This window comes from Variovorax sp. GW822-FHT04E09, from assembly GCF_058800845.1.
In genome coordinates this window covers 1,056,106-1,081,875 of sequence record NZ_JBXAMR010000001.1, presented here as the reverse complement: position 1 = coordinate 1,081,875, position 25,770 = coordinate 1,056,106, and the positions used below count along the sequence as shown (strand labels likewise).

Here is a 25,770-nt window from a genome sequence, read left to right as displayed (position 1 = left end):
CTCTTTCTTCATGCTCACCCAAGTCACGACCAACGCGAGCCTGCAGGCCCGCAAGAACGCCGCCTGCGCGCAGGGCATCGGCACGCTCACGCCGCACTTCACCGCTCGCGCCGACAACGCCGAGCTGTGGGACGTGGAAGGCCGGCGCTTTGTCGACTTTGCCAGCGGCATCGCCACGCTCGCCACCGGTCATCGCCACCCGCGCATCGTGGCCGCCGTGCGCGCGCAGCTCGACGACTTTCACCACACCTGCTTCCACGTCACGCCCTACGAGGAATACGTGGCGCTGTGCGAGCAGCTGAACCGCCTCGTGCCCGGCCCCAGCGCCAAGAAGAGCGCGCTCTTCACGACCGGTGCCGAGGCCATCGAGAACGCGATGAAGGTGGCGCGCGCCGCCACGGGCCGCAGCGGCGTGGTGGCGTTCTCGGGTGCGTTTCACGGCCGCACCTTCATGGGCATGGCGCTCACCGGCAAGGTCGCGCCGTACAAGGCGGGCTTCGGCCCGATGCCGGGCGACGTGTGGCATGTGCCGTTTCCGGCCGCGCCGCTGGGCGTGACGGTGGACGACAGCATCGCGGCACTCGACCGGCTGTTCAAGACCGACGTCGATCCGCAGCGCGTGGCGGCGATCGTCATCGAGCTGGTGCAGGGCGAGGGCGGCTTCTACGTGGCGCCGCCCGCACTCATGGAACACCTGCGCGCGGAATGTGACCGTCACGGCATCCTGCTGGTCGTCGACGAAATCCAGACCGGCTTCGGGCGCACCGGTAAGCTGTTCGCGCTGGAGCACTACGGCATCGAGGCCGACCTGGTGACGACCGCCAAGAGTCTGGCCGGCGGCTTTCCGCTGTCGGCGCTCACCGGGCGTGCCGAACTCATGGACGCCACGCGCGTCGGCAGCCTGGGCGGCACCTACGCGGGCAATCCACTGGCGGTGGCGGCGGCGCTGGAGACGATGCGCGTGATCGAGGACGAAGGGCTGGTCGCACGCGCCCGCATGCTCGGCGAGCGATTGACGGCGTGCCTCGCGGCGTTGCGCACCGAGGTGCCGCGCATCTGCGACGTGCGCGGCCTCGGCGCGATGGTGGCGGTGGAGTTTCGCGATCCGCACAGCGGCGAGCCCGATGCCGAGTTCACGAAGCGTGTGCATGCGGCGGGGCTCGAACGCGGCCTGCTGCTGCTGACCTGCGGCGTGCATGGCAACGTGGTGCGCTTCCTGTTCCCGCTCACCATTCCTGAGGCGGTGTTTGAAGAAGGGCTGGGGCTGCTGGCCGAGTCGATTCGGGCGGCCAACGTCTGAACGCTCAGCGGCGCGGCGCAATGCCGAGCGTGCGGCAGAAGTCGTAGAAGTCTTCGAGCTGCAGCGACTTGTCGAACACCGCATCGACGCCCGCCGACAGCGCGCCTTCACGCACCTCGGAGGTCGCGTGGTTCATGAACACCACGGTGCGCTGCGCGGGCGACTTGCGTTCCCTCAGGTGGTTGGCCACGGTCAGGCCGTTGCCTTGCGCGAGGAACACGTCGATCACGGCGGCGTCCCAGGCGTCGGGGTTGGCGTCGAGCCAGTCGATGGCTTCGTCGCTGCTGCTGGCGGTGGCGACGACTTCGCATCCGGAGAATTCCCTCAGTCCATCGGTCAGGGTGGTGGCGATCAGGGGGTTGTCTTCTATGAGGTAGATGCGGGTCATCGGTGCGTAGCCTGGAAATGAAATGCGTCGGCTCGTCTGCGCTTGTGGCGCGGGTCTGCCGGGCCGGTCCATTGTCACGAGGCGAGGGCGGGGCGGAGTCGGACAACGCCGCCACATGGCGTCCCCCGCGCACGCGAAAGCGCTGTTTGTGCATTGCATCACTGGCGTACAAGACGCAGGCGCGGGGCGTGCCTATCTTGCGGGGCTTCTTTGACTCCGTCACGACAGGTTGTTTGATGTCGCCTTCTTCTTCGTCTTCCTTCGCGCCACCTTTCACCGCCTCGGGCCGCAGCGCGCTCGTGCAGGCGCCGCCGTGGCACTACGCCGGCTGGCTGGTCAACGTGGGCTTCTCGTTCGATGCCGCACGCGGCGCGGCGCTGGTGCCGCCGGAGGTCGGCGTGGCCACGGGTAATGGCTGCGTGCATTTCGCCGACTGGCAATCGTGCGGCGACGACGGGCGCGAAATGCTCGACCCGGTGTACGCGCAGTACCGCGAGACCATCGTGGTGCTCGAGATCGAACCGGTGCGCGGCGACACGTCGCGCCGCTGCTTCTACTGCCCGCTCATCTACGTCGACCAGGACATCTCGATGCTGCGCGGCTGGCTGCAAGGCTGGCCCAAGAAGATCGGCCAGACCTGGCTGACGCGCAGCCTGCCGCTGATCCATCCGGCCGCCGCGCCGATGGCGGCCGGCAGCCGGCTCGGCGCGAGCCTCAGCGTGAAGGAGCGGCGGCTGGTGGATGCCACGGTCACACTGTCGGGCGAGGCGAGCGGGCCGCTCGGCTTTCTCGCTGCACCCACTATCGGCGCCATCGGCTGGCCCGACCTGACGCAAGCCGGCGGCGTGGCGGTGCCGCGCTACCTGCGTGCCGACATCATCGACCGTGTCGAAACGGGCTGGGTGCGGGGCGAAGCCACGCTGCGCTTTCACGAGCATCCCGTGGAGGAACTCGCGCTGCTCGGCCCCGTGCAGGCGACGCAGGCCAGCGCGGGCTGGATGGGCCTCACGGTGCGCGGCGCGATCGCGGTGTGAGGAGGGCGCTGCCTCCTGCGGGTGGCTGCGCTACCCTCGGCGGGCCATGACGCTTCCCGCCCCGACGACCTCGCACGTGATCGGCCTGCCGCTGGCCGACGGTACGCCGGTCGAGGTGATGTTCGCGGGCGATCCTAAGGCGCACTTCTCGCTGCACTGGCATGCGGAGTGGAGCGTGGGCGCGATCGTCGAAGGCCGCTGCGAGTTCGTCTGCGCCGGCGCGCCTCGCACCGCACAGGCCGGCGAGCTGGTGCTGATGCCGCCGTTCGCGCTGCACACGGCCGGCGTGAGTGCGCAGGGTTTTCGCATGGTGATGCTGTACGTGCCGCACGCCTGGGTGGCGGCGCGAATGGGGTGGCCAATTGGTCGGCGCGGGTCGCTGCGGCAGGAGGTCTGGCGCGACGAGGCGAGCGTCGACGCGCTCGCGCAGGCGGCATCGGCGAAGGACGGTGCGCGCATCGGCGCGCTGCTCGACGGCATCTTCCGCACGCAGACGACCGACCCGCTCGTGGCAGTCGCGCGGGCGACGGGGGATGCGCGCGTCGAGGCGGTGTGCGACCTGCTCGCGACCGAGGACGCCTGCCGCATCGAACCCACGTCGCTCGCCGAACGGCTCGGCGTGTCGCGCGAGCACTTCCATCGCCTGTTCCGCGCGGCGGTCGGCATGGCGCCGGCGCAGTACGCGCGGCTGGCGCGCATCGCCCGCGCCAAGGTGCTGCTGCGCGAAGGCCATGCGCCGGCCGAGGTGGCCGCGCAATGCGGCTTTGCCGACCAGGCGCATTTCTCGCGCTGGTTCCGCCGCTGCTTCGGCGTGACGCCGGGGAACTACCGGGCAGGCGGCTCGCCAAAAACCGTCGCGTGAGAAACTACGCCCCCGAGCGAGCGTCCCGCGTATGAACGACAAGTCCTTGAATCTGAAAGAAAAAATCATCTCCGTCGCGCCCATGATGGACTGGACCGACAGGCACTGCCGCGTCTTCCACCGCCTCATGACGCGCCACGCGCTGCTCTACACGGAGATGGTGACCACCGGCGCGCTGATCCACGGCGACGTGCCGCGCCACCTGCGCTTTCACGAAGAAGAACACCCCGTCGCGTTGCAGCTCGGCGGCAGTGAGCCGCACGACCTCGCCCATTGCGCGAAGCTCGGCGAAGAGTGGGGCTACGACGAGATCAACCTGAACTGCGGCTGCCCGAGCGAGCGCGTGCAGCGCGGCGCGTTCGGGGCCTGCCTCATGAACGAGCCGCAGCTGGTGGCCGATTGTGTGAAGGCGATGGTCGACGTGGTCGATGTGCCGGTCACGGTGAAGCACCGCATCGGCATCGACAAGATCGAGAGCTACGAGTTCGTGCGCGACTTCGTCGGCGCGGTGAGTGAGGCCGGTTGCGGCACGTTCATCGTGCATGCGCGCAACGCCTGGCTGCAGGGCCTGAGCCCGAAGCAGAACCGCGAGATTCCGCCGCTGCGCTATGCGCTGGTGCACCGCCTGAAGCACGACTTTCCGGCGCTGCAGTTTTCGATCAACGGCGGCATCGCCACCAACGCGCAGGTGCACGAGCACCTGCGGCTGCTCGACGGCGCCATGATCGGCCGCGAGGCGTATCACAACCCCTGGTGGCTGGCCGAATGGGACGCCGAGTTCTACGGCGACGCCCCGCAGACGCTCACGCGCGAGGACATCGAGGCGCGGATGTGCGACTACATGGTCCGCGAGGCGGCCGAACACGGCACCAATTGGTGGTCGATCGCGCGCCACATGCTGGGCCTGCGCAACGGCCTGCCCGGCGCACGCCGCTGGCGCCAGGTCTGGAGCGACCACCGCCTGAAGACCCGCCCGCCGCACGAAGTGATGGCGCTGGCGCACGAACCTGCCGCCCAGGCCGCCTGAATTCCGGCCTCGCCGCCCCGACTTTGTAGACAGTCAACACAATTGAGCGAAGTTGACGCTCGATGGAACACAGTTTCATGACAATGCAACAACAAGTGTGAGCGAAGCACCTGTTTTTGCTCAAGAATAAGGCGGTCAGGGAAACAAGAAAAAGGTTCTGTCTTATGAGTGAAGCTGCAGGCAGCAAGGAAGAAGTCAGTGCGCTTGCCAGGGGGTTGTCGCTGCTGAAGGTCATCGGGATGGCGGCAGCGCCCGTCGGAAACCGGGAGCTGGCCGACACCACCGGCATTCCGAAGGCCACGGTGTCGCGCCTCACGGCGACGTTGGTGGGGGCGGGGTATCTGCGGCAGTCGCAAGACAGCGAGCGTTTCAGCCTGGGGCCGGTGTTGCTCGACATGAGCAGCCGCTACCTGCGCAATTTCGATCTGAGGGCGCTGGCGCGTCCCCATCTGAGCAACCTGGCCGAACTGTCGGGCGCCAGCATCCACATGGCGGTGCGCGACGACCTGGACATGCTGGTCATCGATTCGCTGCGCCCGCGCTCGGCACTCATCAGCTCCCGCATCGATGTCGGCTCGCGCATGTCCATCGCCACCTCCGCCTCCGGCCGCGCCTACATCGGCGCCTTGCCCGGGCCCGAGCAGTCGGCATTGCTGGAGCAGATCCGCCTCGAAACCGGCGAGAACTGGCACGCCATCGAGCCGCGCCTCATCGCCAGCCTCGAAGAGCACGCTCGCCTGGGCTACTGCACCTCCTTCGGCGAATGGAACCCCCAGATCCACGCCCTGGGCTTCGCGCTCGAAGGCCCGCGCGGCGAACGCTACGGCGTGAGCTGCGGCGGTCCTGCTTACCTGCTGCCGAGGGAGGCCATGCTGAGCCGTGTCGCCCCGCGCATGCTGGAAATCGCCCAGCGCATCGCGACAGAGGCCGGCACCCTCACGCTAGGCTGAAAAAGCGAATAGACCGCGCCCGAAGGGCGCCGGTCACCTTCGTGAGACGCCGCGGAACCGGCTCTGCCGGGCCGCAGGCGTCGCCCCCGGAAGGGGGTTGGCGAAGCGACACGAAGTGCGCGCAGCCTGGGGGAGAGCCCTATACAGCGGCTTCCAGGCCGTTGAGGAAGTGCTCGCGCATGCGCGCCATGGCCGTGGCCGCGTCGCGCGCCTCGATGGCCGCCATCACCGCGCGGTGCTCCGCGAGCGACTCGCCAATGCGCCCCGCCTTCAGCAGCGAGTTGTGGCGATTGAGCTTCATCACCTTGCGCAGGTCGGCCACCATCTGGTCGCGCCACTTGTTGTTGGCAATGGCCAGCAGGCTCATGTGGAAGCGCTCGTTCACCGCAAAGAAGTGCTCGCGGTCTTCCTTGCCGGGGGCGGCGGCCGCTTCCAGCTCGGCGTGCAGCGCCTTCAGCTCGGCGCGCTGGGCATCGGTGGCGCGCTCGGCCACCACGCCGGCGGCGTCGCTTTCCAGCAGCGAGAGCAGGTGGTACACGTCGGCCAGGTCCTGCTCCGACACCTCGGTGACGTAGGCCCCGCGCCGTACCTTCATCGTCACCAGCCCTTCGGCGGCCAGCACTTTCAGCGCCTCGCGCAGGGGCGTGCGGCTGATGCCGTATTCCTCGGCCAGCTTGAGCTCGTCGATCCAGCTGCCCGGCTCCAGCTCGCGGCGGAAGATCCGCTGGCGCAGGAGCTCGGCCACCTCTTCATAGAGGGCGCGGGGGGTCAGGGTGACGGCGGACATGGGCTGAACTGTACTTCAAAATCGCGTTTGAATTAATAATTACAGATGGGTTAGACTTGTGAACGGCTTGCAAATCCGTGCAAGCGACCTTGCGAATCCCGTCAGACCACCGCCCGGAGCGGCGCCTTCCATGAGCAGCAGCACACCCGAACCCACCTACAAGCCGGCCGATCTCGACGCCTGGGCCAAGTCCGCCGCCAAGTCGGCGCCCGGCGGCGACGTGAATGCGCTGAACTGGATCACGCCCGACGGCATCAGCGTGAAGCCGCTGTACACCGCGGCCGACCTGCAAGGCCTGAAGTACACCGACACGCTGCCGGGCTTCGAGCCCTACCTGCGCGGCCCGCAGGCCACCATGTATGCGGTGCGCCCCTGGACCATCCGCCAGTACGCCGGCTTCTCCACCGCCGAAGAATCGAACGCGTTCTACCGCAAGGCGCTGGCCGCCGGCGGCCAGGGCGTGAGCGTGGCCTTCGACCTGGCCACCCACCGCGGCTACGACAGCGACCATCCGCGCGTGACCGGCGACGTCGGCAAGGCCGGCGTGGCGATCGACTCGGTCGAGGACATGAAGATCCTGTTCGACCAGATCCCGCTGGACAAGGTGAGTGTCTCGATGACGATGAACGGCGCCGTGCTGCCGGTGCTGGCGGGCTACGTGGTCGCGGCCGAAGAGCAGGGCGTGGCGCAAGACCAGCTGAGCGGAACCATCCAGAACGACATCCTCAAGGAGTTCATGGTCCGCAACACGTACATCTTTCCGCCGGCGCCGAGCATGCGGATCATTGGCGACATCATCGAGTACACGGCGCAGAAGATGCCGAAGTTCAACTCGATCTCGATCAGCGGCTATCACATGCAGGAAGCCGGCGCCAACCAGGCGCTGGAGCTCGCGTTCACGCTGGCCGACGGCAAGGAGTACGTGAAGACCGCGCTGGCCAAGGGCCTGGACGTCGACGGCTTTGCCGGGCGCCTGAGCTTCTTCTGGGCCATCGGCATGAACTTCTACCTCGAGGTGGCCAAGATGCGCGCGGCGCGCCTCTTGTGGTGCCGCATCATGAAGGAGTTCAACCCCAAGAACCCCAAGAGCCTGATGCTGCGCACGCACTGCCAGACCTCGGGCTGGTCGCTCACCGAGCAGGACCCGTACAACAACGTGGTGCGCACCACCATCGAGGCGATGGCTGCGGTGTTCGGCGGCACGCAGTCGCTGCACACCAACGCGCTCGACGAAGCCATTGCGCTGCCCACCGAGTTCAGCGCCCGCATCGCGCGCAACACGCAGCTCATCATCCAGGAAGAGACGCACATCACGAACGTGATCGACCCCTGGGCCGGCAGCTACATGATGGAGAAGCTCACGCAGGACATGGCCGACGCCGCCTGGACCATCATCGAAGAGGTCGAGGCGATGGGCGGCATGACCAAGGCCGTCGACAGCGGCTGGGCCAAGCTCAAGATCGAGGCCGCCGCCGCCGAGAAGCAGGCGCGCATCGACTCGGGCAAGGACGTGATCGTCGGCGTCAACAAGTACAAGCTCAAGAACGAAGACGCGATCGACAGCCTGTCGATCGACAACGTGAAGGTGCGCGAGCAGCAGGTGGCGCGCCTGCAGAGCATCCGCGCCTCGCGCGACAACGCCAAGGTGCAGGCCGCGCTGGACGCGCTCACCGATGCCGCCGAGAACAACACCGGCAACCTGTTGGCGCTGAGCATCGACGCGGTGCGCGCCCGCGCCACCGTCGGCGAGATTTCCGACGCCCTCGAAAAATCATTCGGCCGCCATCGCGCCGACACGCAGAAGGTGACCGGTGTGTACGCTGCCGCCTACGACTCGGCCGAAGGCTGGGAAAACCTCAAGACCGAGATCAACGCGTTCGCCGAAGCGCAAGGCCGCCGCCCGCGCGTGATGATTTCCAAGCTGGGCCAGGACGGGCATGACCGTGGCGCGAAGGTCGTCGCCACCGCGTTCGCCGACCTGGGCTTCGACGTCGACATGGGCCCGCTGTTCCAGACGCCCGAAGAGTGCGCGCGCCAGGCCATCGAGAACGACGTGCATGCCGTGGGCGTGAGCACGCTCGCCGCCGGCCACAAGACGCTGGTGCCGGCCATCATCGAAGAGCTGCGCAAGCAGGGCGCGGACGACATCATCGTCTTCGTCGGCGGCGTGATTCCGCGCCAGGACTACGACTTCCTGTACGAAGCCGGCGTCAAGGGCATCTACGGCCCGGGCACGCCCATCCCGGCCAGCGCCAAGGACGTGCTGGAGCAGATCCGCGCGGCCGTCGCAGTCTGAGACGAAGCGACGTGGGCGATCTCTTGTCGCGGCTGTCGCTGCAGCCCGTGGATTCCAGCGATTTCGAAGACATGCTGGCCGTGCGCATCGATGCGATGCGCCCGAGCCTGGAGCGCGTCGGCCGTTTCGACCTCACGCGCTCGCGCGAGCGCCTGTCGGCCGGTTTCGTGGTGCCGTACATGCACCACATCGTGCTCGACGGTGAGCAGCGCCTGGGCTTCATCACGCTCAAGCCCGAGGACGCGGATGCGCTGCGCCTCGATCACCTGTACCTGCGCACCGGCTTCCAGGGGCGCGGCATCGGCGAATGGGCGCTGCGCTGGGCCAAGGCGCAGGCGCGCGAACAGAAGCTGGACATCAAGCTCACCGCGCTCGTGCAGAGCGACGCCAACCGCTTCTACCAGCGGCACGGCTTCGTGCTGGAAGGCGAGGAGGGCGTCGACCTGCACTACCGCTGGCGCGTGGCGTCGGAGGCCGTGTGCTGAACACCGTCGGCGCGCTCGAACGCGCGCTGGCCGATGCGCCGGGCATGGCACAGCGGCGTGCCATCGCCAAGGCGATCACGCTGCTCGAATCGACGCGCGCCGACCACCGCGCGCAGGCCGACGAGCTGCTCACGGCGCTGCTGCCGCGCACCGGCGCGTCGTTTCGTCTCGGCATCTCGGGCGTGCCCGGCGTGGGCAAGTCGACCTTCATCGAAACGCTGGGCCTGCTGCTGATCGGCAAGGGCCACCGCGTGGCGGTGCTCACCATCGACCCGTCGTCCACCGTCTCGGGCGGCTCCATCCTCGGCGACAAGACGCGCATGGAGCGCCTGTCGGTGCACGAGCGCGCCTACATCCGGCCCAGCCCGTCCAGCGGCACGCTCGGCGGCGTGGCCGAGAAGACGCGCGAGGCCATGCTGGTCTGCGAGGCCGCGGGCTACGACATCGTGATCGTCGAGACCGTGGGCGTGGGCCAGAGCGAAACGGCCGTGGCCGGCATGACCGACATGTTCGTGCTGCTGCAGCTGCCCAACGCGGGTGACGACCTGCAGGCGATCAAGAAGGGCGTGATGGAGCTGGCCGACCTGGTCGCCATCAACAAGGCCGACATCGACCGCGACGCCGCCACGCGCGCGCAGGCCCAGATCACCTCGGCGCTGCGCCTGTTCGGCCACCAGGGCAACCCCGACCATGCGCACGCGGTGCACGACGCGCACAGCGGCGTGGAGCGCCGCTTCTGGCTGCCCAAGGTGCTGCAGCTCAGCGCGCTCGCGGGCACCGGCGTCGACGCCTTCTGGGACGCCGTGCTCGAATTCAAGGCGCTGCAGACCGCCAACGGCAAGCTCGCCAAGCGCCGCGAAAAGCAGGCCACCGCGTGGATGTGGGAACGCATCGACGCCGGGCTCAAGCAGGCGTTTCGCCAGCACGCGCAGGTGCGCGAGCTGTTGCCGCAACTCACGCAGCAGGTGGCCCAGGGCAGCCTGCCGGCCTCGACGGCGGCGCGCCAGCTGCTCGCCGCGGCAGCCATCACTGCCCGGGTGTGACACCCCGGCCCCCCCAAGACTCTCCCAGCAATCCAGAACCACAGCTTCGGAAGCACACCATGCAAGAACTGATCGAACAACTCGAAAAGAAGCGCGCCCAGGCGCGACTCGGCGGCGGGCAGAAGCGCATCGACGCGCAGCACGCCAAGGGCAAGCTCACGGCGCGCGAGCGCATCGAGCTGCTGCTCGACGACGGCACGTTTGAAGAGTGGGACATGTTCGTCGAGCACCGCTCGGTCGACTTCGGCATGGCCGAGCAGAAGATCCCCGGCGACGGCGTGGTCACGGGCTACGGCATGATCAACGGCCGCCTCGTGTTCGTGTTCAGCCAGGACTTCACGGTCTTCGGCGGCGCGCTCAGCGAAGCCCACGCCGAGAAGATCTGCAAGGTGATGGACCAGGCCATGAAGGTCGGCGCACCGGTCATCGGCCTGAACGATTCGGGCGGCGCCCGCATCCAGGAAGGCGTGGCCTCGCTGGGCGGCTATGCCGACGTGTTCCAGCGCAACGTGATGGCCTCGGGCGTGGTGCCGCAGATCAGCATGATCATGGGCCCGTGCGCCGGCGGCGCGGTGTACTCGCCCGCCATGACCGACTTCATCTTCATGGTGAAGGACAGCAGCTACATGTTCGTCACCGGCCCCGAAGTGGTGAAGACCGTGACGCACGAGAGCGTGACGGCCGAGGAACTGGGCGGCGCCATCACCCACACCACGCGCAGCGGCGTGGCCGACATGGCGTTCGAGAACGACGTCGAGGCGCTGATGATGCTGCGCCGCCTGTACAACTACCTGCCGCTGAACAACCGCGAGAAGCCGCCGGTGCGCCTGGGCAACGACGGCCAGGGCGACCCGGCCGACCGGCCCGACTACTCGCTGGACACGCTGGTGCCCGACAACCCGAACAAGCCCTACGACATCAAGGAGCTGATCCTGAAGGTGGTGGACGACGGCGACTTCTTCGAGCTGCAGCCCGACTACGCGAAGAACATCGTGATCGGCTTCGCGCGCATGGAAGGCCAGACGGTCGGCATCGTGGCCAACCAGCCGCTGGTGCTGGCGGGCTGCCTGGACATCAAGAGCAGCATCAAGGCGGCGCGCTTCGTGCGCTTTTGCGATGCTTTCAACATCCCCGTCATCACCTTCGTCGACGTGCCCGGCTTCATGCCCGGCACCGGCCAGGAGTACGGCGGCATCATCAAGCACGGCGCCAAGCTGCTGTACGCGTACGCGGAGTGCACGGTGCCCAAGATCACCGTCATCACGCGCAAGGCCTACGGCGGCGCGTATGACGTGATGGCCTCCAAGCACCTGCGCGGCGACGTCAACCTGGCCTGGCCGCGCGCCGAGATCGCGGTGATGGGCGCCAAGGGCGCGGTGGAGATCATCTTCCGCGAGGACAAGAACGACCCCGAGAAGCTCGCGGCCCGCGAGGCCGAGTACAAGGCCCGCTTTGCCAACCCGTACGTGGCCGGCGCGCGCGGCTACATCGACGACGTGATCCTGCCGCACGAGACGCGCAAGCGCATCTGCCGCTCGCTCGTGATGCTGCGCGAGAAGAAGCTCGAGAACCCGTGGCGCAAGCACGGAAACATTCCGCTCTGAGCCGCACGGAGAAAGAAGAACATGTTCAAGAAGATCCTGATTGCGAACCGCGGCGAAATCGCTTGCCGTGTGATCCAGACCGCCAAGAAGATGGGCATCCTGACGGTGGCCGTCTACTCCGACGCCGACAAGGAAGCCCGCCACGTCGAGCTGGCCGACGAGGCCGTGCACATCGGCGCCGCGCCCAGCCGTGAGAGTTACCTGCAGGCCGACCGCATCATCGCGGCCTGCAAGAAGACCGGCGCCGAGGCCGTGCACCCGGGCTACGGCTTCCTGTCGGAGAACGAAGCCTTTGCGCGCAAGGTCGAGGAAGAGGGCATTGCCTTCATCGGCCCGAAGCACTATTCGATCGCGGCCATGGGCGACAAGATCGCCTCGAAGAAGCTCGCGAACGAAGCCCAGGTCAACACCATCCCCGGCTGGAACGACGCCATCGAGACGGCCGAGCGCGCCGTCGAGATTGCCAAGGACATCGGCTACCCGGTGATGATCAAGGCCTCGGCCGGCGGCGGCGGCAAGGGCCTGCGCGTGGCCTTCAACGACAAGGAAGCCTTCGAAGGCTTCACCTCGTGCCGCAACGAGGCGCGTAACAGCTTCGGCGACGACCGCGTGTTCATCGAGAAGTTCGTCGAGGAGCCGCGCCACATCGAGATCCAGGTGCTGGGCGACTCGCACGGCAACGTCATCTACCTGAACGAGCGCGAGTGCTCCATTCAGCGCCGCCACCAGAAGGTGATCGAGGAGGCGCCGTCGCCCTTCATCACCGATGCCACGCGCAAGGCGATGGGCGAGCAGGCCGTGGCACTGGCCAAGGCCGTGAAGTACCAGAGCGCGGGCACGGTGGAGTTCGTGGTTGGCAAGGACCAGAGCTTCTACTTCCTGGAGATGAATACGCGCCTGCAGGTGGAGCACCCGGTGACGGAGTGCATCACCGGCCTGGACCTGGTCGAGCTGATGATCCGCGTGGCGGCCGGCGAGAAGCTGCCGCTGGCGCAGGCCGACGTGAAGCGCGACGGCTGGGCCATCGAGTGCCGCATCAACGCCGAAGACCCGTTCCGCAACTTCCTGCCCTCGACGGGCCGCCTGGTGAAGTTCCAGCCGCCGGCTGAGAACATGTTCGCGAGCGACACGGGCCACCTGCACGGCGTGCGCGTGGACACCGGCGTGTACGACGGCGGCGAGATCCCGATGTACTACGACTCGATGATCGCCAAGCTCATCGTGCACGGCAAGGACCGCAACGAGGCCATCGCGCTCATGCGCGAGGCGCTCAACGGCTTCGTGATCCGCGGCATCAGCAGCAACATCCCGTTCCAGGCGGCGCTGCTGGCGCATCCGAAGTTCGTGGTGGGCGATTTCAACACCGGCTTCATTGCCGAGCACTACGGCAAGGGCTTCCACGCGGAAGACGTGCCGCACGCCGATCCGGCGTTCCTGGTGGCGCTGGCCGCCTTCGTCAACCGCCGCTACCGCGCGCGCGCCTCGGGCATCAGCGGGCAGCTCGCGGGCCACGGCGTGAAGGTGGGCGAGCAGTTCGTGGTGGTCGAGCTGGGCCCCGAGGGCAAGCACGTGCACCACGCGGTGTCGGTGAGTGACTTCCAGGACAAGACCGGCGCCAGCGTCGTCACGGTGGGCGACAAGCGCTACCAGATCGAGAGCGACTTCGCGCTGGGCGCGGTGCGTGTGCAGGGCACGACCAACGGCAAGCCCTTCACGGCGCAGGTGGAGCGCGGCGCGGGCAAGAACCCGCTGGCGCTGCGCGTGTCGCACGACGGCACGCAGATCGAGACCATGGTGCTGTCGCCACTGGGCGCGCGCCTGCTCGAACTGATGCCCTACAAGGCGCCGCCCGACCTGAGCAAGTTCCTGATGTCGCCGATGCCGGGCCTGCTGGTCGAGGTGTCGGTGCAGCCGGGGCAGCAGGTCCAGGCCGGCGAGAAGCTGGCCGTGATCGAGGCCATGAAGATGGAAAACGTGCTGTTCGCCACGCAGGACGGCGTGGTGGGCAAGATCTCGGCGGCCAAGGGCGAATCGCTCGCCGTCGACCAAATCATTCTGGAGTTCAACTGATGGGTGCCAACGACCTGCAACAAGCGGCAATCACGCTGCACCGCCCGGCCAAGGCCGTGGCGACGCCCCAGGGCCCCTGGTCCGTGGAGGCCATCCAGGCGCTGCTCGACAAGCCTTTCATGGAACTGCTGTTCGAGGCGCAGACCGTGCACCGCCGGCATTTCCCCGAGGGCGACATCGAGCTGGCCACGCTGCTGTCGGTGAAGACCGGCGGCTGCCCCGAGAACTGCGGCTACTGCCCGCAGTCGGCCGAGTTCGACACCGGCGTGAAGGCGCAAAAGCTCATGGAGGTCGACGAGGTGGTGCGCGCCGCGCAGGCCGCCAAGGACGCCGGCGCCACGCGCTTTTGCATGGGCGCCGCCTGGCGCGCGCCCAAGGACCGCGACGTCGAAAAGGTGGCGGTGCTGGTCGAGGCCGTGAAGGGCCTGGGCCTGCAGACCTGCGCCACGCTGGGCATGCTGGAGCCGCACCACGCGCAGCAGCTCAAGGCCGCCGGCCTGGACTACTACAACCACAACCTGGACACCGCGCCCGAGTACTACACCGACGTGGTCGACACGCGCACCTACCAGGACCGCCTGGACACGCTGGCGGCCGTGCGCGGCGCCGGCATCAGCGTGTGCTGCGGCGGCATCGTGGGCATGGGCGAGCAGCCGGTGCACCGCGCCGGGCTGATCGCGCAGCTCGCCAACATGGACCCGTACCCGGAGTCGGTGCCGATCAACAGCCTGGTGCGCGTGCCCGGCACGCCGCTGGCCGACTCGGAGCCGGTCGATCCCTTCGACTTCGTGCGCATGATCGCCGTGGCGCGCATCACCATGCCAACGGCGCGCGTGCGCCTGTCGGCCGGCCGCCAGCAGATGGGCGAGGCGGTGCAGGCCCTGTGCTTCATGGCCGGCGCCAATTCGATCTTCTACGGCGACAAGCTGCTGGTCACCGGCAACCCCGACGTCGATGCCGACGTGCAGCTGCTGCGCAAGCTCGGCCTGCGTTCGCATCGCACGCAGGAGCAGGCGGAAGAAGGCGGCTGCGCATGACGACGCCGCGTCCCTTCAAGGTGCTGGGCATCCAGCAGATCGCCATCGGCGGCCCCGACAAGCTGCGGCTGCAGAAGCTGTGGGTCGACATGCTGGGGCTCGAGGTGACGGGCACCTTCCGCAGCGAGCGCGAGAACGTCGACGAGGACATCTGTTCGATGGGCAGCGGCCCGTTCAAGGTCGAGGTCGACCTGATGCAGCCGCTGGACCCCGAGAAGAAACCGGCGGTGCACACCACGCCGCTCAATCACGTCGGCCTGTGGATCGACGACCTGCCCAAGGCCGTCGAATGGCTCACGGCGCAGGGCGTGCGCTTTGCGCCGGGCGGCATCCGCAAGGGCGCGGCCGGTTTCGACATCTGCTTTTTGCACCCCAAGGCCAACGACGAGTTCCCGATCTCGGGCGAGGGCGTGCTGGTCGAGATGGTGCAGGCGCCGCCCGAGGTGGTGACGGCCTTCAACGCGCTCGCCGCTACGCGCTGAGTGCCTTGCGCACCGGCGGCTTCACGTCGGCGCGCTGCGGCGGCAGCATCGGCTGGTGCTCGCGCGCCGGGTTCAAAATGATCGAGGTCGCGGTCTCGGTCAGGATGCAGAACTTGGCGAGCACCGCATCGAGGTGCGGCACGTCGATCACCGCGATTTCGAGGATCCAGCTGTCCTCGCCGGTCACGTTGTAGGCATTGACGCATTCGGGCGTCTCCTGCACCAGTTTCACCACGAGGTCGTAGTCGGCGCGCCCGACGCGAATGATTCCGCGGATGCCGTAGCCCAGCCGCGTGAGGTTCACGGTGGCGCGGTAGCCGGTGATGACGCCGGCGGCTTCCAGCTTTTTCACGCGCTCGGTCACGGCCGGCTGGCTCAGGTGCACGCGGCGGCCCAGCTCGGCCATGCTCAGGCGCGCGTCGGCCTGCAGTTCGGCCAGGATGCGGGTGTCGTGGGCGTCCAGCGTGGGGGTCAAGGTGAAGTCCATGGAAGTCCTTTAATTCGACGGTGCGGTGCGAGCAGAACCATGAATTTCGCATGGCTGCCGGCGGGTGGCTTTCATACCATGACGGACACCTGATACCAATAAGAGACACCCTCGCCATGTCGACACTCGCACCAACTGCGCAGGCCGCGCCTGCTTCTTCGCGCCCCCGGCTGACGCCGCTGCTGTGGCTGTGCCTGGCCGCCACCTGGGTGGTCTGGGGCTCGACCTACCTGGCCATCAAGTACGCGCTGATCAGCTTTCCGCCGTTCCTGCAGATGGGCTCGCGCTTCCTGGTCGCGGGCGTGCTGCTGGCGGCGTGGATGCGCTGGCGCGGCACGCCCTGGCCGACGCGCCTGCAGTGGCGCAATGCGCTGGTCGTCGGGGCGCTGATGCTCGGCGGCGGCATGGGTGGCACGGCGCTGGCCGAGGTGTCGATCGGCTCGGGGCTGGTGGTGGCGTTCATTGCCGTCATTCCGTTGTTGATCGCGCTCTTGAACCTGATCTGGGGCGTGAAGCCGGCCCGGCTCGAAGCGGCCGGCATTGCGCTCGGGCTGGTCGGCGTGCTGATGCTCACGCAGGGCAGCGGCTTCAAGGCCTCGCCCGAAGGGCTGATCGCGATCTGCGTGGCCTGCATCTGTTGGTCGCTCGGCAGCGTGCTGAGCCAGCGCAGGCTGCCGCTGGCGCCCGGCGCGATGGGCTTCGCGAGCGAGATGCTGTGCGGCGGCGTGGTGCTGATGGTGCTGGCCGCGGTGTCGGGCGAAACGATGCGCTGGCCGCCGCAGCCGGTGGCGCTGGGGGCGTGGGTCTACCTCGTGGTGTTCGGCTCGCTGATCGCGTTCAACGCCTACATGGTGCTGCTCGCGCAGGCGCCGGCCGGGCTGGCGGCGAGCTACACCTTCGTCAATCCGGTGATCGCGATGCTGCTGGGCGTGTGGATCGCCCACGAGACGGTCACGCGCTTCGAGTGGTACGCCGTGGGCGTGGTGCTGGCGGGCGTGCTGCTGTTGCTCTTCAAGCGCCCGCAGAAGGGCTGACCGAGCTCAGGCGGGGCGGCGCCAGAAGGCGAGGGTGGCGGCCAGCAGCCACATGCCGACCGCGCAGCTGCGGTTGAGCATCGTGAGGCCGCGGCGCGAGAGCCAGCGCACGGCCTGCGTGCCGGCGCCGGCATAGGCCAGCATCACGCAGGTGTCGAGCGCCACGAAGATCGCGCCCAGCACCAGGTACTGCATGCCCTGGGGCTTGGCGGTGTCGATGAACTGGGGCAGGAAGGCGGCGAAGAACAGCACCGTCTTCGGGTTGGACAGCGCCACCATCAGGCTGCGCACGAGCGCGATGCGACCGTGCGGACGGACCTCGATGGCCGACTTGGCCAGCGCGGTGCCCAGGTCGGTCGCTTCGCTGCGCCACAGCTTGATGCCGAGCCAGACCAGGTAGGCCACGCCCGCGACACGGATCGCGTTGAAGAGCCATTCCGAGGCCGCGAGCAGCGAGCCCAGCCCGAGCGCCACGACCGCGATCAGCGAGACGCTGCCCAGCGAGGCGCCCGCGATGCCCCAACTGGCGCGGCGCATGCCGCCGTCGATGCCGTTGGACAGCGCCAGCAGCATGGTCGGGCCGGGGATCACCGCCAGGGCGAGCGAGGCGACGGCATAGATCAGTAGGGTGTCGAGGGTCATGGTTTCGTTGCTCCTTGGCGCTGTTCGGCGGCGGCGCGGGCACGCGCCAGGGCGGCTTCGACGATGGAGCGCTTGCGCGTATCGGCGGCTTGCGGTTCGGTGGCAGCGGGCGCCGGTTCGGCTTCGCGTTTTGCCGTGTCGCGATGTTGGGCGTGCAGCTTGTAGCGCTGCAGGGCGGCCTGCGCCTGTGCCTGCGACCACGCCTGCCAGCCGCTGCGGCCGGGCGTTTCGACTTCGAGCGAGATGCAATCGACCGGGCAGACCGGAATGCACAGCTCGCAGCCCGTGCAGTGCGCCTCGATCACCGTGTGCATGCGCTTGTGGATGCCGATGATCGCGTCGGTCGGGCAAGCGTCGAGGCAGAGCGTGCAGCCGATGCACCACGCCTCGTCGATGACCGCCATGGCGCGCGGGCCTTCGGTGCCGAACTGCGGATCGAGCGGCCGCGCGGCGCGGCCCGTGAGCAGCGCGAGGCGCTCGATGCCCTCGGCACCGCCGGGCGGGCACTGGTTGATGTCGGCCTCGCCGTCGGCGATGGCCTGCGCGTAGCCTGCGCAATCCGGGTAGCCGCACCGTGTGCACTGCGTTTGAGGCAGTGCGTCGTTGATGCGTGCGGCCAGCCCGTTCACGGTGGGTGATGCGCGCGGCTCAGCGCGCGGCGCTGGCGCGCGGCTTCTTTGCCGCTGCGGCCGGCTTCTTGGCGGCCGGCGCAGCCTTCACGGCGACCGCCTTCTTGGCGGCGACCGGCGTCTTGCGGGCTGCAGCGGTAGCCACGACCTTCAGCTTCTGGCCGGGCTTGATGCGGTCTTCGGCCGGCAGCTCTTCGCGCGCACCGGCGCGGCGCTGGGGCTCGTCGCTGGCGGCGATGAAGTTGCGCACCTTCGGGTAGACCAGATCGCGCCAGCGGCGGCCGCTGAAGATGCCGTAGTGGCCCGCGCCCTTGACCTCGTAGTGCTCGCGCTTGGCGTCGGCGATGCCGGTGCACAGGCTGTGCGCGGCCTGGGTCTGGCCCGAGCCGGAGATGTCGTCGAGTTCGCCTTCGACGGTGAGCAGGGCGGTGGCGTGGATGTCCTGCGGACGCACGCGCTCCACCTGGCCGGCGGGGCTCTTCACGTCCCAGGTGCCGTTGACCAGGTCGAAGTCCTGGAACACCGTGCGGATGGTCTCCAGGTAGTAATCCGCGTCCATGTCGAGCACGGCGTTGTACTCGTCGTAGAACTTGCGATGGGCTTCGGCGCTGGCGTCGTCACCCTTGATCAGGTCCTTGAAGTAGTCGTAGTGGCTGCTGGCGTGGCGGTCGGGGTTCATGGCCACGAAGCCCGTGTGCTGCAGGAAGCCCGGGTAGACCTTGCGGCCCGCGCCCGGGAAGCCTTGCGGCACGCGGTAGATCACGTTGTTCTCGAACCACTCGAAGCTCTTGTTGGTCGCGAGGTTGTTCACGGCCGTGGGCGATTTGCGCGCGTCGATCGGGCCGCCCATCATGGTCATCGTGAGGGGCAGCGGCTCGCCGCGGCTGGCCATGAGCGAAACGGCCGCCAGCACCGGCACGGTGGGCTGGCACACGCTCACGACGTGGCAGTTGCCGTACTCGGCCTGCAGGCGGCGGATGAACTCCTGCACGTAGTTGATGTAGTCGTCCAGGTGGAACTCGCCGTCGGACAGCGGCACCAGGCGCGCGTTCTTCCAGTCGGTGATGTAGACCTTGTGGTCCTGCAGCATGGTGCGCACGGTGTCGCGCAGCAGCGTGGCGTAGTGGCCCGACAGCGGCGCCACGATCAGCACCACGGGCTGGCTCTTGAGCGTCTTGAGGATGTGCGGTTCGTCGGTGAAGCGCTTGAAGCGGCGCAGTTCGCAGAAGGGCTTGTCGAGCTCGACGGCCTCCTGGATCACGACCTCTTCGCCGTCGACCTTGACGGACTTGATGTTGAACTCGGGCTTCTCGTAGTCCTTGCCCAGCCGGTACAGCAGGTCATAGCCGGCGGCCATGCGCTGTGCCATCGGCAGTTGGCTCCAGACGGCGCCGGGGCCGTAGAGCTTGGAGGCGGCCTGGGCGAAGTCCGAGAAGGGCTCCATCAGGGAACGCTGGGCTTCGTAGAGTTGATAGAGCATCGCGGATCTTTGAGTGGATGTTGCAGTGCAATATATCAGTGCATTTGCCGCGGCGCAGGGGGCCGAACCCTAGCCCGAAGCGGGCTGGATTCGCCTTCTTTGGCCGAATGTGAACGAATCGTCAAAAAGTCGATTCACTCACACCCGGTTGTCACCTAGATGACCTTCGCAATCGACGCGCAGACGTAGTCGATGTTCTTGCTGTTGAGCGCGGCGACGCACATGCGGCCGGTGTCGGTGCCGTACACGCCGAACTCGTTGCGCAGGCGCACCATCTGGTCCTTGGTCAGGCCCGAGTAGCTGAACATGCCGATCTGGGTGGTGATGAAGCTCATGTCTTCCTTCACGCCGGCGGCCTTCAGGCCGTCGACCAGCTTCTGGCGCATGGCCTTGATGCGCACGCGCATCTCGCCCAGTTCCTTTTCCCACAGGGCGCGCAGCTCGGGGGTGCCGAGCACCGCGGCCACCACGGCGCCACCGTGGATCGGTGGGTTGCTGTAGTTGGTGCGGATGGCGATCTTGAGTTGCGACAGCACGCGGCCGGCTTCTTCCTTGTTCTCGCACAGCACCGACAGGGCGCCGACGCGCTCGCCGTACAGGCTGAAGCTCTTGGAGAACGAGGTCGACACGAAGAAGGTCAGGCCGGCATCGACGAACTTGGCGACCGCCGCGCCGTCTTCCTTCAGGCCGTAGCCGAAGCCCTGGTAGGCCATGTCGAGGAAGGGCACGAGGCCCTTGGCCTTGACGGCGGCGACGACCTGGTCCCACTGCGCGGGGGTGATGTCGTAGCCGGTCGGGTTGTGGCAGCAGGCGTGCAGCACGACGATGGTGCCGGCCGGTGCCGCGTTCAGGGCGGCCAGCATGCCGTCGAAGTTGATGCCGCGCTGGGCGGCGTCGTAGTAGGGGTAGCTCTCGACCGTGAAGCCGGCGTTGGTGAACAGCGCGCGGTGGTTTTCCCAGCTCGGGTCGCTGATCAGCACGGTGGCGTTGGGGTTGAGCTTCTTGAGGAAGTCGGCGCCGACCTTCAGGCCGCCGGTGCCGCCGATGGCCTGGATGGTGGCCACGCGGCCGGAGGTGACGGGCTCGCTCTCGGGGCCGAAGACCAGGCCCTTGACGGCGTTGTCGTAGGCCACGATGCCGTCGATCGGCAGGTAGCCGCGGGCCGAGGGGGCCTTCATCATGTTCTGCTCTGCGGCCTGCACGCACTGGAGCAGGGGCAGCTTGCCGTTGTCGTCGTAATACACGCCGACGCCGAGATTGACCTTGAGGGGGTTGGTGTCGGCTGCAAATTGCTCGTTGAGGCCGAGGATCGGGTCGCGCGGCGCCATTTCGACCGCGGTGAACATAGACATGGAAAGGTCCTTTGGGATGAAAGCTTCGCTGGCAACCGGAGGAGGCTTTATCCTTTCCGGTTGCCTTGAATTTTACCGGCGCCACGCCACCTGTCGGGAACAGCCATGCCAGAGAACACCGAAGCCATAGCAGACCTGAAGAAACTCGACCCCATCGGGCCGGCGAAGCAGGGCGAATTCATCCGCTACCCCGATTCGCCGTTCGAGCTGTTCCAGCCCTATCCGCCGGCGGGTGACCAGCCCGCGGCCATCGACGGCCTGGTGGCCGGGGTGCTCGACGGCGAGGTGTTCCAGACCCTGCTGGGCGTGACGGGTTCGGGCAAGACCTTCACCATGGCCAACGTGATCGCCCGCCTGGGCCGTCCGGCCATCGTGTTCGCGCCCAACAAGACACTGGCGGCGCAGCTGTACAGCGAATTCCGCGAGTTCTTCCCGAAGAACGCCGTCGAGTACTTCGTGAGCTACTACGACTACTACCAGCCCGAGGCGTACGTGCCGCAGCGCGATCTGTTCATCGAGAAGGACTCCTCGATCAACGAGCACATCGAGCAGATGCGCCTGTCGGCCACCAAGAGTGTGCTGGAGCGGCGCGACACGGTCATCGTGGCCACGGTGAGCGCCATCTACGGCATCGGCACGCCCGAGGACTACATGGAGATGCGGCTGATTGCCCGCGTCGGCGACAAGGTTGGTCAGCGCGATCTGATCTCGCGGCTCATTCGCATGCAGTACACGCGCAACGAGCAGGACTTTGCGCGGGGCACGTTCCGGGTGCGCGGCGACACCATCGACGTGTTTCCGGCCGAGCACAGCGAGCTGGCGATCCGCTTCGAGCTGTTCGACGACGAGATCGAGTCGCTGCAGCTGTTCGACCCGCTCACCGGGCGCATCCGCCAGAAGGTGCCGCGCTTCACCGTGTACCCGTCGAGCCACTACGTGACGCCGCGCGACAAGGTGTTGGCGGCGGTCGAAACCATCAAGATCGAGCTGGCCGGCCGGCTCAAGGAGCTGACCGGCTCCGGCAAGCTGGTCGAGGCGCAGCGGCTGGAGCAGCGCACGCGCTTCGACCTGGAAATGTTGGCCGAGATCGGCCACTGCAAGGGCATCGAGAACTACACGCGGCACCTCTCGGGCGCGGAGCCTGGCGACCCGCCGGCGACGCTCACCGACTACATGCCGAAGGACTCGTTGATGTTCCTCGACGAGAGCCATCAGATGATGGGCCAGCTCAGCGCCATGTACAACGGCGACCGGGCGCGCAAGGTCACGCTGGTCGAGTACGGCTTTCGCTTGCCGAGCGCGCTGGACAACCGGCCGCTCAAGCTCGAGGAGTTCGAAAAGCGGGTGCGCCAGTGCATCTTCGTGTCGGCCACGCCGGCGCAGTACGAGAAGGACCACGCCGGCAACGTCGTCGAGCAGCTGGTGCGGCCGACCGGGCTGATCGACCCCGAGGTCGAGGTGCGTCCCGCCACGCACCAGGTGGACGACGTGCTGGGCGAGATCCGCATCCGGGTCGACAAGAACGAGCGCGTGCTGATCACCACGCTGACCAAGCGCATGGCCGAGCAGCTCACCGACTACCTGGGCGACAACGGCGTGAAGGTGCGCTACCTGCACAGCGACGTCGACACGGTCGAGCGGGTCGAGATCCTGCGCGACCTGCGTCTGGGCACCTTCGACGTGCTGGTGGGCATCAACCTGCTGCGCGAGGGGTTGGACATTCCCGAGGTGTCGCTGGTGGCGATCCTCGATGCCGACAAGGAAGGCTTCCTGCGCGCGGAGCGTTCGCTGATCCAGACCATCGGCCGCGCGGCGCGCAACCTGAACGGCAAGGCCATTCTTTATGCCGACCGGATGACCGAGTCGATGAAGAAGGCCATGGGCGAGACCGAGCGCCGCCGCAACCGGCAGATCGCCCACAACGAGGCGAACGGCATCACGCCGCGCAGCATCGTGAAGCAGGTGCGCGACCTGATCGACGGCGTCTACAGCGAGAAGACCGGCAAGGAAATGGCCAAGCTCGACCTGGAACGCGCCAAGGTCGAGGACATGAGCGAGAAGGACATCGCCCGGGAAATCAAGCGGCTCGAGAAGCAGATGCTGGAGCACGCCCGCAACCTCGAGTTCGAAAAAGCGGCCCGGGTGCGCGACCAGCTGGCGCTGCTGCGCGAGCAGGCGTTCGGGGCGTCGGGCGGCGACAACATCGCCGGTTTGGCGTCCTGATTTCAGCTAGGTCATAAGTTCGCTTTCTTCAAGCGAGCCGCGCTGGGGTTTACCCGAGCAGATCTCAGGGGCTTCTGCTATACTTGACCGAAATACTCAACAACAAAGAACTTCGCGATGAAGGACCGACTCCTACCGGCTGGTTCACCAGCGTCGGGGTCGGGCAGGGCGGAGACGAAGTCACCGCGGCCCAAGGCTGTGGTGTCATTTCAACGGTAAGCACTTGAAGGAGCTTGCGATGCGTCTCACTACCAAAGGCCGTTTTGCGGTCACAGCAATGATCGATCTGGCGTTGCGTCAGAACACCGGTCCGGTCACGCTGGCTGCGATCAGCCAGCGGCAGCAGATTTCGTTGTCGTACCTCGAACAGCTGTTCGGCAAACTGCGCCGCCACGAGCTGGTCGAATCGACCCGCGGCCCCGGCGGCGGCTACAGCCTCGGACGCAAGGCGGCGGACATCACGGTCGCCGACATCATCGTGTCCGTCGACGAGCCGATCGATGCCACCCAGTGCGGCGGCAAGGAAAACTGCCTCGGTGAGCAGGGTCGCTGCATGACGCACGAACTCTGGGCCTCGCTGAACCAGCGCATGGTCGAGTTCCTCGACTCCGTCACGCTGCAGAAGCTGGTCGACGACCAGATCGCCAAGGGCGTGCAGATCGAGAACAAGCCGGTCGTCAAGCGCGCCATCTCGGCCCAGCCGGTGGTCAAGCCCATCCGCGTGAACGCACCGAATTCGGTCTTCGCCCTCGGCAACGTCTTCGCGAAGTCCTGACCCCGATGAGTCCGGCGATGCCTGCGGGCATCGCCCTGAGTTTGCCCTGATCCCAGAACACAACCCCCCACGCCAGCCCGAGCCAGCCATGGACGTCACTCCTCATTTCCCGATCTATCTCGATTACGGCGCCACCACGCCGGTCGACCCGCGTGTGGTCGACGCCATGATTCCCTGGTTGCGCGAACATTTCGGCAACCCGGCATCGCGCAGCCACGCCTGGGGCTGGGAAGCCGAAGAGGCGGTCGAGAAGGCGCGCGGCCAGGTGGCCGACCTGATCAACGCCGACCCGCGTGAGATCGTCTGGTCGTCGGGCGCCACCGAGTCGATCAACCTGGCGCTCAAGGGCGCGGCCCACTTCTACAAGGGCAAGGGCAAGCACCTGATCACCCTGAAGACCGAGCACAAGGCCGTGCTCGACACCATGCGCGAGCTCGAGCGCCAAGGCTTCGAAGTGACCTACCTCGACGTCGAGGAAAACGGCCTTGTCGATCTCGAGAAGTTCAAGGCGGCCATCCGCCCCGACACCATCCTGGCCAGCGTGCTCTTCGTGAACAACGAAATCGGCGTGATCCAGGACGTGGTCGCGCTGGGCAACGCCTGCCGCGAAAAGGGCGTGATCTTCCACGTCGACTCGGCCCAGGCCACCGGCAAGATCGAGATCGACATCACGAAGCTGCCCATCGACCTGATGAGCCTGGCGTCGCACAAGACCTACGGCCCCAAGGGCATCGGCGCGCTGTACGTGCGCCGCAAGCCGCGCATCCGCCTCGAAGCGCAGATGCACGGCGGTGGCCATGAGCGCGGCATGCGCTCGGGCACGCTGCCCACGCACCAGATCGTCGGCATGGGCGAGGCCTACCGCATCGCCAAGCTCGAGATGAAGGACGACATCGCCCATGCGGCGCGTCTGCAGAAGCGCCTGCTCGACGGCCTGAAGGATGTCGAACAGGTCTTCATCAACGGCGACCTCGAGCGCCGCGTGCCGCACAACCTGAACATGAGCTTCAACTACGTCGAAGGCGAGTCGCTGATCATGGGCATCAAGGGCCTGGCGGTGTCGTCGGGTTCGGCCTGCACCTCGGCCAGCCTGGAGCCCAGCTATGTGCTGCGCGCCCTGGGCCGCAGCGACGAGCTGGCCCACAGCAGCCTGCGCATGACCATCGGCCGTTTCACGACCGAAGAAGAAATCGACTACGCCATCTCGACCATCAAGCACAACGTCGCCAAGCTGCGCGAGCTGAGCCCCCTGTGGGAGATGTTCCAGGACGGCGTCGACATCAGCACGATCCAGTGGTCGGCCCACTGACCCAGGCCAGCCCAAGGCTCCACGATTGAACAAAGTTTGAGAGGTACACCATGGCATATTCTTCCAAGGTCATCGACCACTACGAAAATCCCCGCAACGTCGGCTCCTTCGAAAAGGGCGACGACTCGGTAGGCACCGGCATGGTCGGCGCACCGGCTTGCGGCGACGTGATGAAGCTGCAGATCAAGGTCAACCCCGAAACCGGCGTGATCGAAGACGCGCGCTTCAAGACCTACGGCTGCGGCTCGGCCATCGCTTCGTCGTCGCTCGTGACCGAATGGGTCAAGGGCAAGACGCTCGACGAAGCGGCAGCCCTCAAGAACGCGCAGATCGCCGAAGAACTGGCGCTGCCGCCAGTCAAGATCCACTGCTCGATCCTCGCGGAAGACGCCATCAAGGCGGCCGTGAGCGACTACAAGGCCAAGCACGGCGCCAAGACCCCCGAGTCGACCGCCGAAGCTGCTGTTCACTGAG

24 protein-coding genes are annotated in these 25,770 nt (G+C 67.2%); 17 read left to right on the top strand and 7 right to left on the bottom strand.

Translation table 11 applies throughout. From position 1 onward, the window contains the following. The first annotated feature begins 10 nt into the window (after positions 1-10). Positions 11-1,300, top strand: a complete 1,290-nt coding sequence (gabT, locus tag AC1RL8_RS05100) for a 4-aminobutyrate--2-oxoglutarate transaminase (RefSeq protein WP_062473195.1) — start codon at positions 11-13, stop codon at positions 1,298-1,300. A 4-nt stretch (positions 1,301-1,304) separates the two neighbouring features. Here the strand turns inward: gabT and AC1RL8_RS05095 are convergent, their stop codons facing one another. Continuing rightward, the gene (locus AC1RL8_RS05095) at positions 1,305-1,688 is read right to left on the bottom strand and encodes a response regulator (protein WP_062473196.1); all 384 of its coding nucleotides are present in this window, start codon (positions 1,686-1,688) and stop codon (positions 1,305-1,307) included. 236 nt (positions 1,689-1,924) lie between these two features. On the opposite strand from AC1RL8_RS05095, the gene AC1RL8_RS05090 reads away from it, so the two are divergent. The 4 genes from AC1RL8_RS05090 to AC1RL8_RS05075 all read left to right on the top strand — a co-directional run bounded on the left by AC1RL8_RS05090 (position 1,925) and on the right by AC1RL8_RS05075 (position 5,561). Further along, entirely contained in the window at positions 1,925-2,722 is a 798-nt protein-coding gene (locus AC1RL8_RS05090) for an acetoacetate decarboxylase family protein (protein WP_492684078.1), read from the top strand. Between the two features lie 46 nt (positions 2,723-2,768). Further along, positions 2,769-3,584, top strand: coding sequence for a helix-turn-helix transcriptional regulator (locus tag AC1RL8_RS05085; RefSeq protein ID WP_492684077.1), 816 nt, complete (start codon positions 2,769-2,771; stop codon positions 3,582-3,584). A gap of 31 nt (positions 3,585-3,615) precedes the next feature. Beyond that, entirely contained in the window at positions 3,616-4,611 is a 996-nt protein-coding gene (gene dusA, locus AC1RL8_RS05080; protein ID WP_070061066.1) for a tRNA dihydrouridine(20/20a) synthase DusA, read from the top strand. 164 nt (positions 4,612-4,775) lie between these two features. Then, entirely contained in the window at positions 4,776-5,561 is a 786-nt protein-coding gene (locus AC1RL8_RS05075; protein ID WP_062473201.1) for an IclR family transcriptional regulator, read from the top strand. 139 nt (positions 5,562-5,700) lie between these two features. Here the strand turns inward: AC1RL8_RS05075 and AC1RL8_RS05070 are convergent, their stop codons facing one another. Next, positions 5,701-6,348 (bottom strand): GntR family transcriptional regulator, encoded by a 648-nt coding sequence (locus AC1RL8_RS05070; protein WP_062473203.1) that lies wholly within the window; start codon positions 6,346-6,348, stop codon positions 5,701-5,703. Between the two features lie 130 nt (positions 6,349-6,478). Here AC1RL8_RS05070 and scpA point away from each other — a divergent pair, with 130 nt between their 5' ends. The 7 genes from scpA to AC1RL8_RS05035 are packed head-to-tail and all read left to right on the top strand — an operon-like array spanning position 6,479 to position 15,365. Beyond that, the gene (gene scpA / locus AC1RL8_RS05065; protein WP_307693159.1) at positions 6,479-8,644 is read left to right on the top strand and encodes a methylmalonyl-CoA mutase; all 2,166 of its coding nucleotides are present in this window, start codon (positions 6,479-6,481) and stop codon (positions 8,642-8,644) included. Positions 8,645-8,655: 11 nt separating this feature from the next. Continuing rightward, positions 8,656-9,129: a GNAT family N-acetyltransferase gene (locus AC1RL8_RS05060; protein WP_492684076.1), complete on the top strand. Its 474-nt coding sequence runs from the start codon at positions 8,656-8,658 to the stop codon at positions 9,127-9,129. Between the two features lie 44 nt (positions 9,130-9,173). Next, a complete protein-coding gene (gene meaB, locus AC1RL8_RS05055) occupies positions 9,174-10,172 on the top strand; it encodes a methylmalonyl Co-A mutase-associated GTPase MeaB (RefSeq protein ID WP_447748775.1) in 999 nt (332 codons plus the stop codon). A gap of 59 nt (positions 10,173-10,231) precedes the next feature. Next, positions 10,232-11,776: an acyl-CoA carboxylase subunit beta gene (locus tag AC1RL8_RS05050; protein ID WP_062473211.1), complete on the top strand. Its 1,545-nt coding sequence runs from the start codon at positions 10,232-10,234 to the stop codon at positions 11,774-11,776. A 21-nt stretch (positions 11,777-11,797) separates the two neighbouring features. Then, positions 11,798-13,846 (top strand): acetyl-CoA carboxylase biotin carboxylase subunit, encoded by a 2,049-nt coding sequence (gene accC / locus AC1RL8_RS05045; RefSeq protein WP_492684075.1) that lies wholly within the window; start codon positions 11,798-11,800, stop codon positions 13,844-13,846. Continuing rightward, positions 13,846-14,883: a biotin synthase BioB gene (gene bioB / locus AC1RL8_RS05040; protein ID WP_070061063.1), complete on the top strand. Its 1,038-nt coding sequence runs from the start codon at positions 13,846-13,848 to the stop codon at positions 14,881-14,883. The genes accC and bioB overlap by 1 nt, the downstream gene beginning before the upstream one ends. After that, complete coding sequence (locus tag AC1RL8_RS05035) at positions 14,880-15,365, top strand: VOC family protein (RefSeq protein ID WP_056580047.1); 486 nt, start codon at positions 14,880-14,882, stop codon at positions 15,363-15,365. The genes bioB and AC1RL8_RS05035 overlap by 4 nt, the downstream gene beginning before the upstream one ends. Here AC1RL8_RS05035 and AC1RL8_RS05030 read toward each other — a convergent pair. Next, positions 15,355-15,852 (bottom strand): Lrp/AsnC family transcriptional regulator, encoded by a 498-nt coding sequence (locus AC1RL8_RS05030; protein ID WP_062473217.1) that lies wholly within the window; start codon positions 15,850-15,852, stop codon positions 15,355-15,357. The two genes, AC1RL8_RS05035 and AC1RL8_RS05030, sit on opposite strands and share 11 nt — an antisense overlap. 116 nt (positions 15,853-15,968) lie before the next feature. On the opposite strand from AC1RL8_RS05030, the gene yedA reads away from it, so the two are divergent. Beyond that, positions 15,969-16,886, top strand: a complete 918-nt coding sequence (gene yedA, locus AC1RL8_RS05025) for a drug/metabolite exporter YedA (RefSeq protein WP_492684074.1) — start codon at positions 15,969-15,971, stop codon at positions 16,884-16,886. Between the two features lie 6 nt (positions 16,887-16,892). Here the strand turns inward: yedA and AC1RL8_RS05020 are convergent, their stop codons facing one another. From AC1RL8_RS05020 to AC1RL8_RS05005, 4 genes are all read right to left on the bottom strand, one after another. Further along, a complete protein-coding gene (locus tag AC1RL8_RS05020) occupies positions 16,893-17,528 on the bottom strand; it encodes a LysE family translocator (protein ID WP_492684073.1) in 636 nt (211 codons plus the stop codon). Beyond that, the gene (locus AC1RL8_RS05015; RefSeq protein WP_492684072.1) at positions 17,525-18,157 is read right to left on the bottom strand and encodes an RnfABCDGE type electron transport complex subunit B; all 633 of its coding nucleotides are present in this window, start codon (positions 18,155-18,157) and stop codon (positions 17,525-17,527) included. The genes AC1RL8_RS05020 and AC1RL8_RS05015 overlap by 4 nt, the downstream gene beginning before the upstream one ends. Positions 18,158-18,176: 19 nt before the next feature. Further along, on the bottom strand, positions 18,177-19,637 hold the full coding sequence (locus AC1RL8_RS05010) for a polyhydroxyalkanoate depolymerase (protein WP_492684071.1): 1,461 nt from the start codon (positions 19,635-19,637) through the stop codon (positions 18,177-18,179). A 155-nt stretch (positions 19,638-19,792) separates the two neighbouring features. Beyond that, positions 19,793-20,989, bottom strand: coding sequence for an amino acid aminotransferase (locus tag AC1RL8_RS05005; RefSeq protein ID WP_369646673.1), 1,197 nt, complete (start codon positions 20,987-20,989; stop codon positions 19,793-19,795). 105 nt (positions 20,990-21,094) lie between these two features. On the opposite strand from AC1RL8_RS05005, the gene uvrB reads away from it, so the two are divergent. The 4 genes from uvrB (at position 21,095) to iscU (ending at position 25,769) form a co-directional block, all read left to right on the top strand. Next, positions 21,095-23,212 carry an excinuclease ABC subunit UvrB gene (uvrB, locus tag AC1RL8_RS05000; protein ID WP_062473228.1) on the top strand — a complete coding sequence of 706 codons (2,118 nt, stop codon included), beginning with the start codon at positions 21,095-21,097 and terminating at the stop codon, positions 23,210-23,212. 238 nt (positions 23,213-23,450) lie between these two features. Continuing rightward, positions 23,451-23,987 (top strand): Fe-S cluster assembly transcriptional regulator IscR, encoded by a 537-nt coding sequence (gene iscR, locus AC1RL8_RS04995; RefSeq protein WP_056580055.1) that lies wholly within the window; start codon positions 23,451-23,453, stop codon positions 23,985-23,987. A gap of 88 nt (positions 23,988-24,075) precedes the next feature. After that, the gene (locus tag AC1RL8_RS04990) at positions 24,076-25,296 is read left to right on the top strand and encodes an IscS subfamily cysteine desulfurase (RefSeq protein WP_492684070.1); all 1,221 of its coding nucleotides are present in this window, start codon (positions 24,076-24,078) and stop codon (positions 25,294-25,296) included. Between the two features lie 50 nt (positions 25,297-25,346). Then, positions 25,347-25,769: a Fe-S cluster assembly scaffold IscU gene (iscU, locus tag AC1RL8_RS04985; protein ID WP_062473231.1), complete on the top strand. Its 423-nt coding sequence runs from the start codon at positions 25,347-25,349 to the stop codon at positions 25,767-25,769. Position 25,770 lies beyond the last annotated feature (1 nt).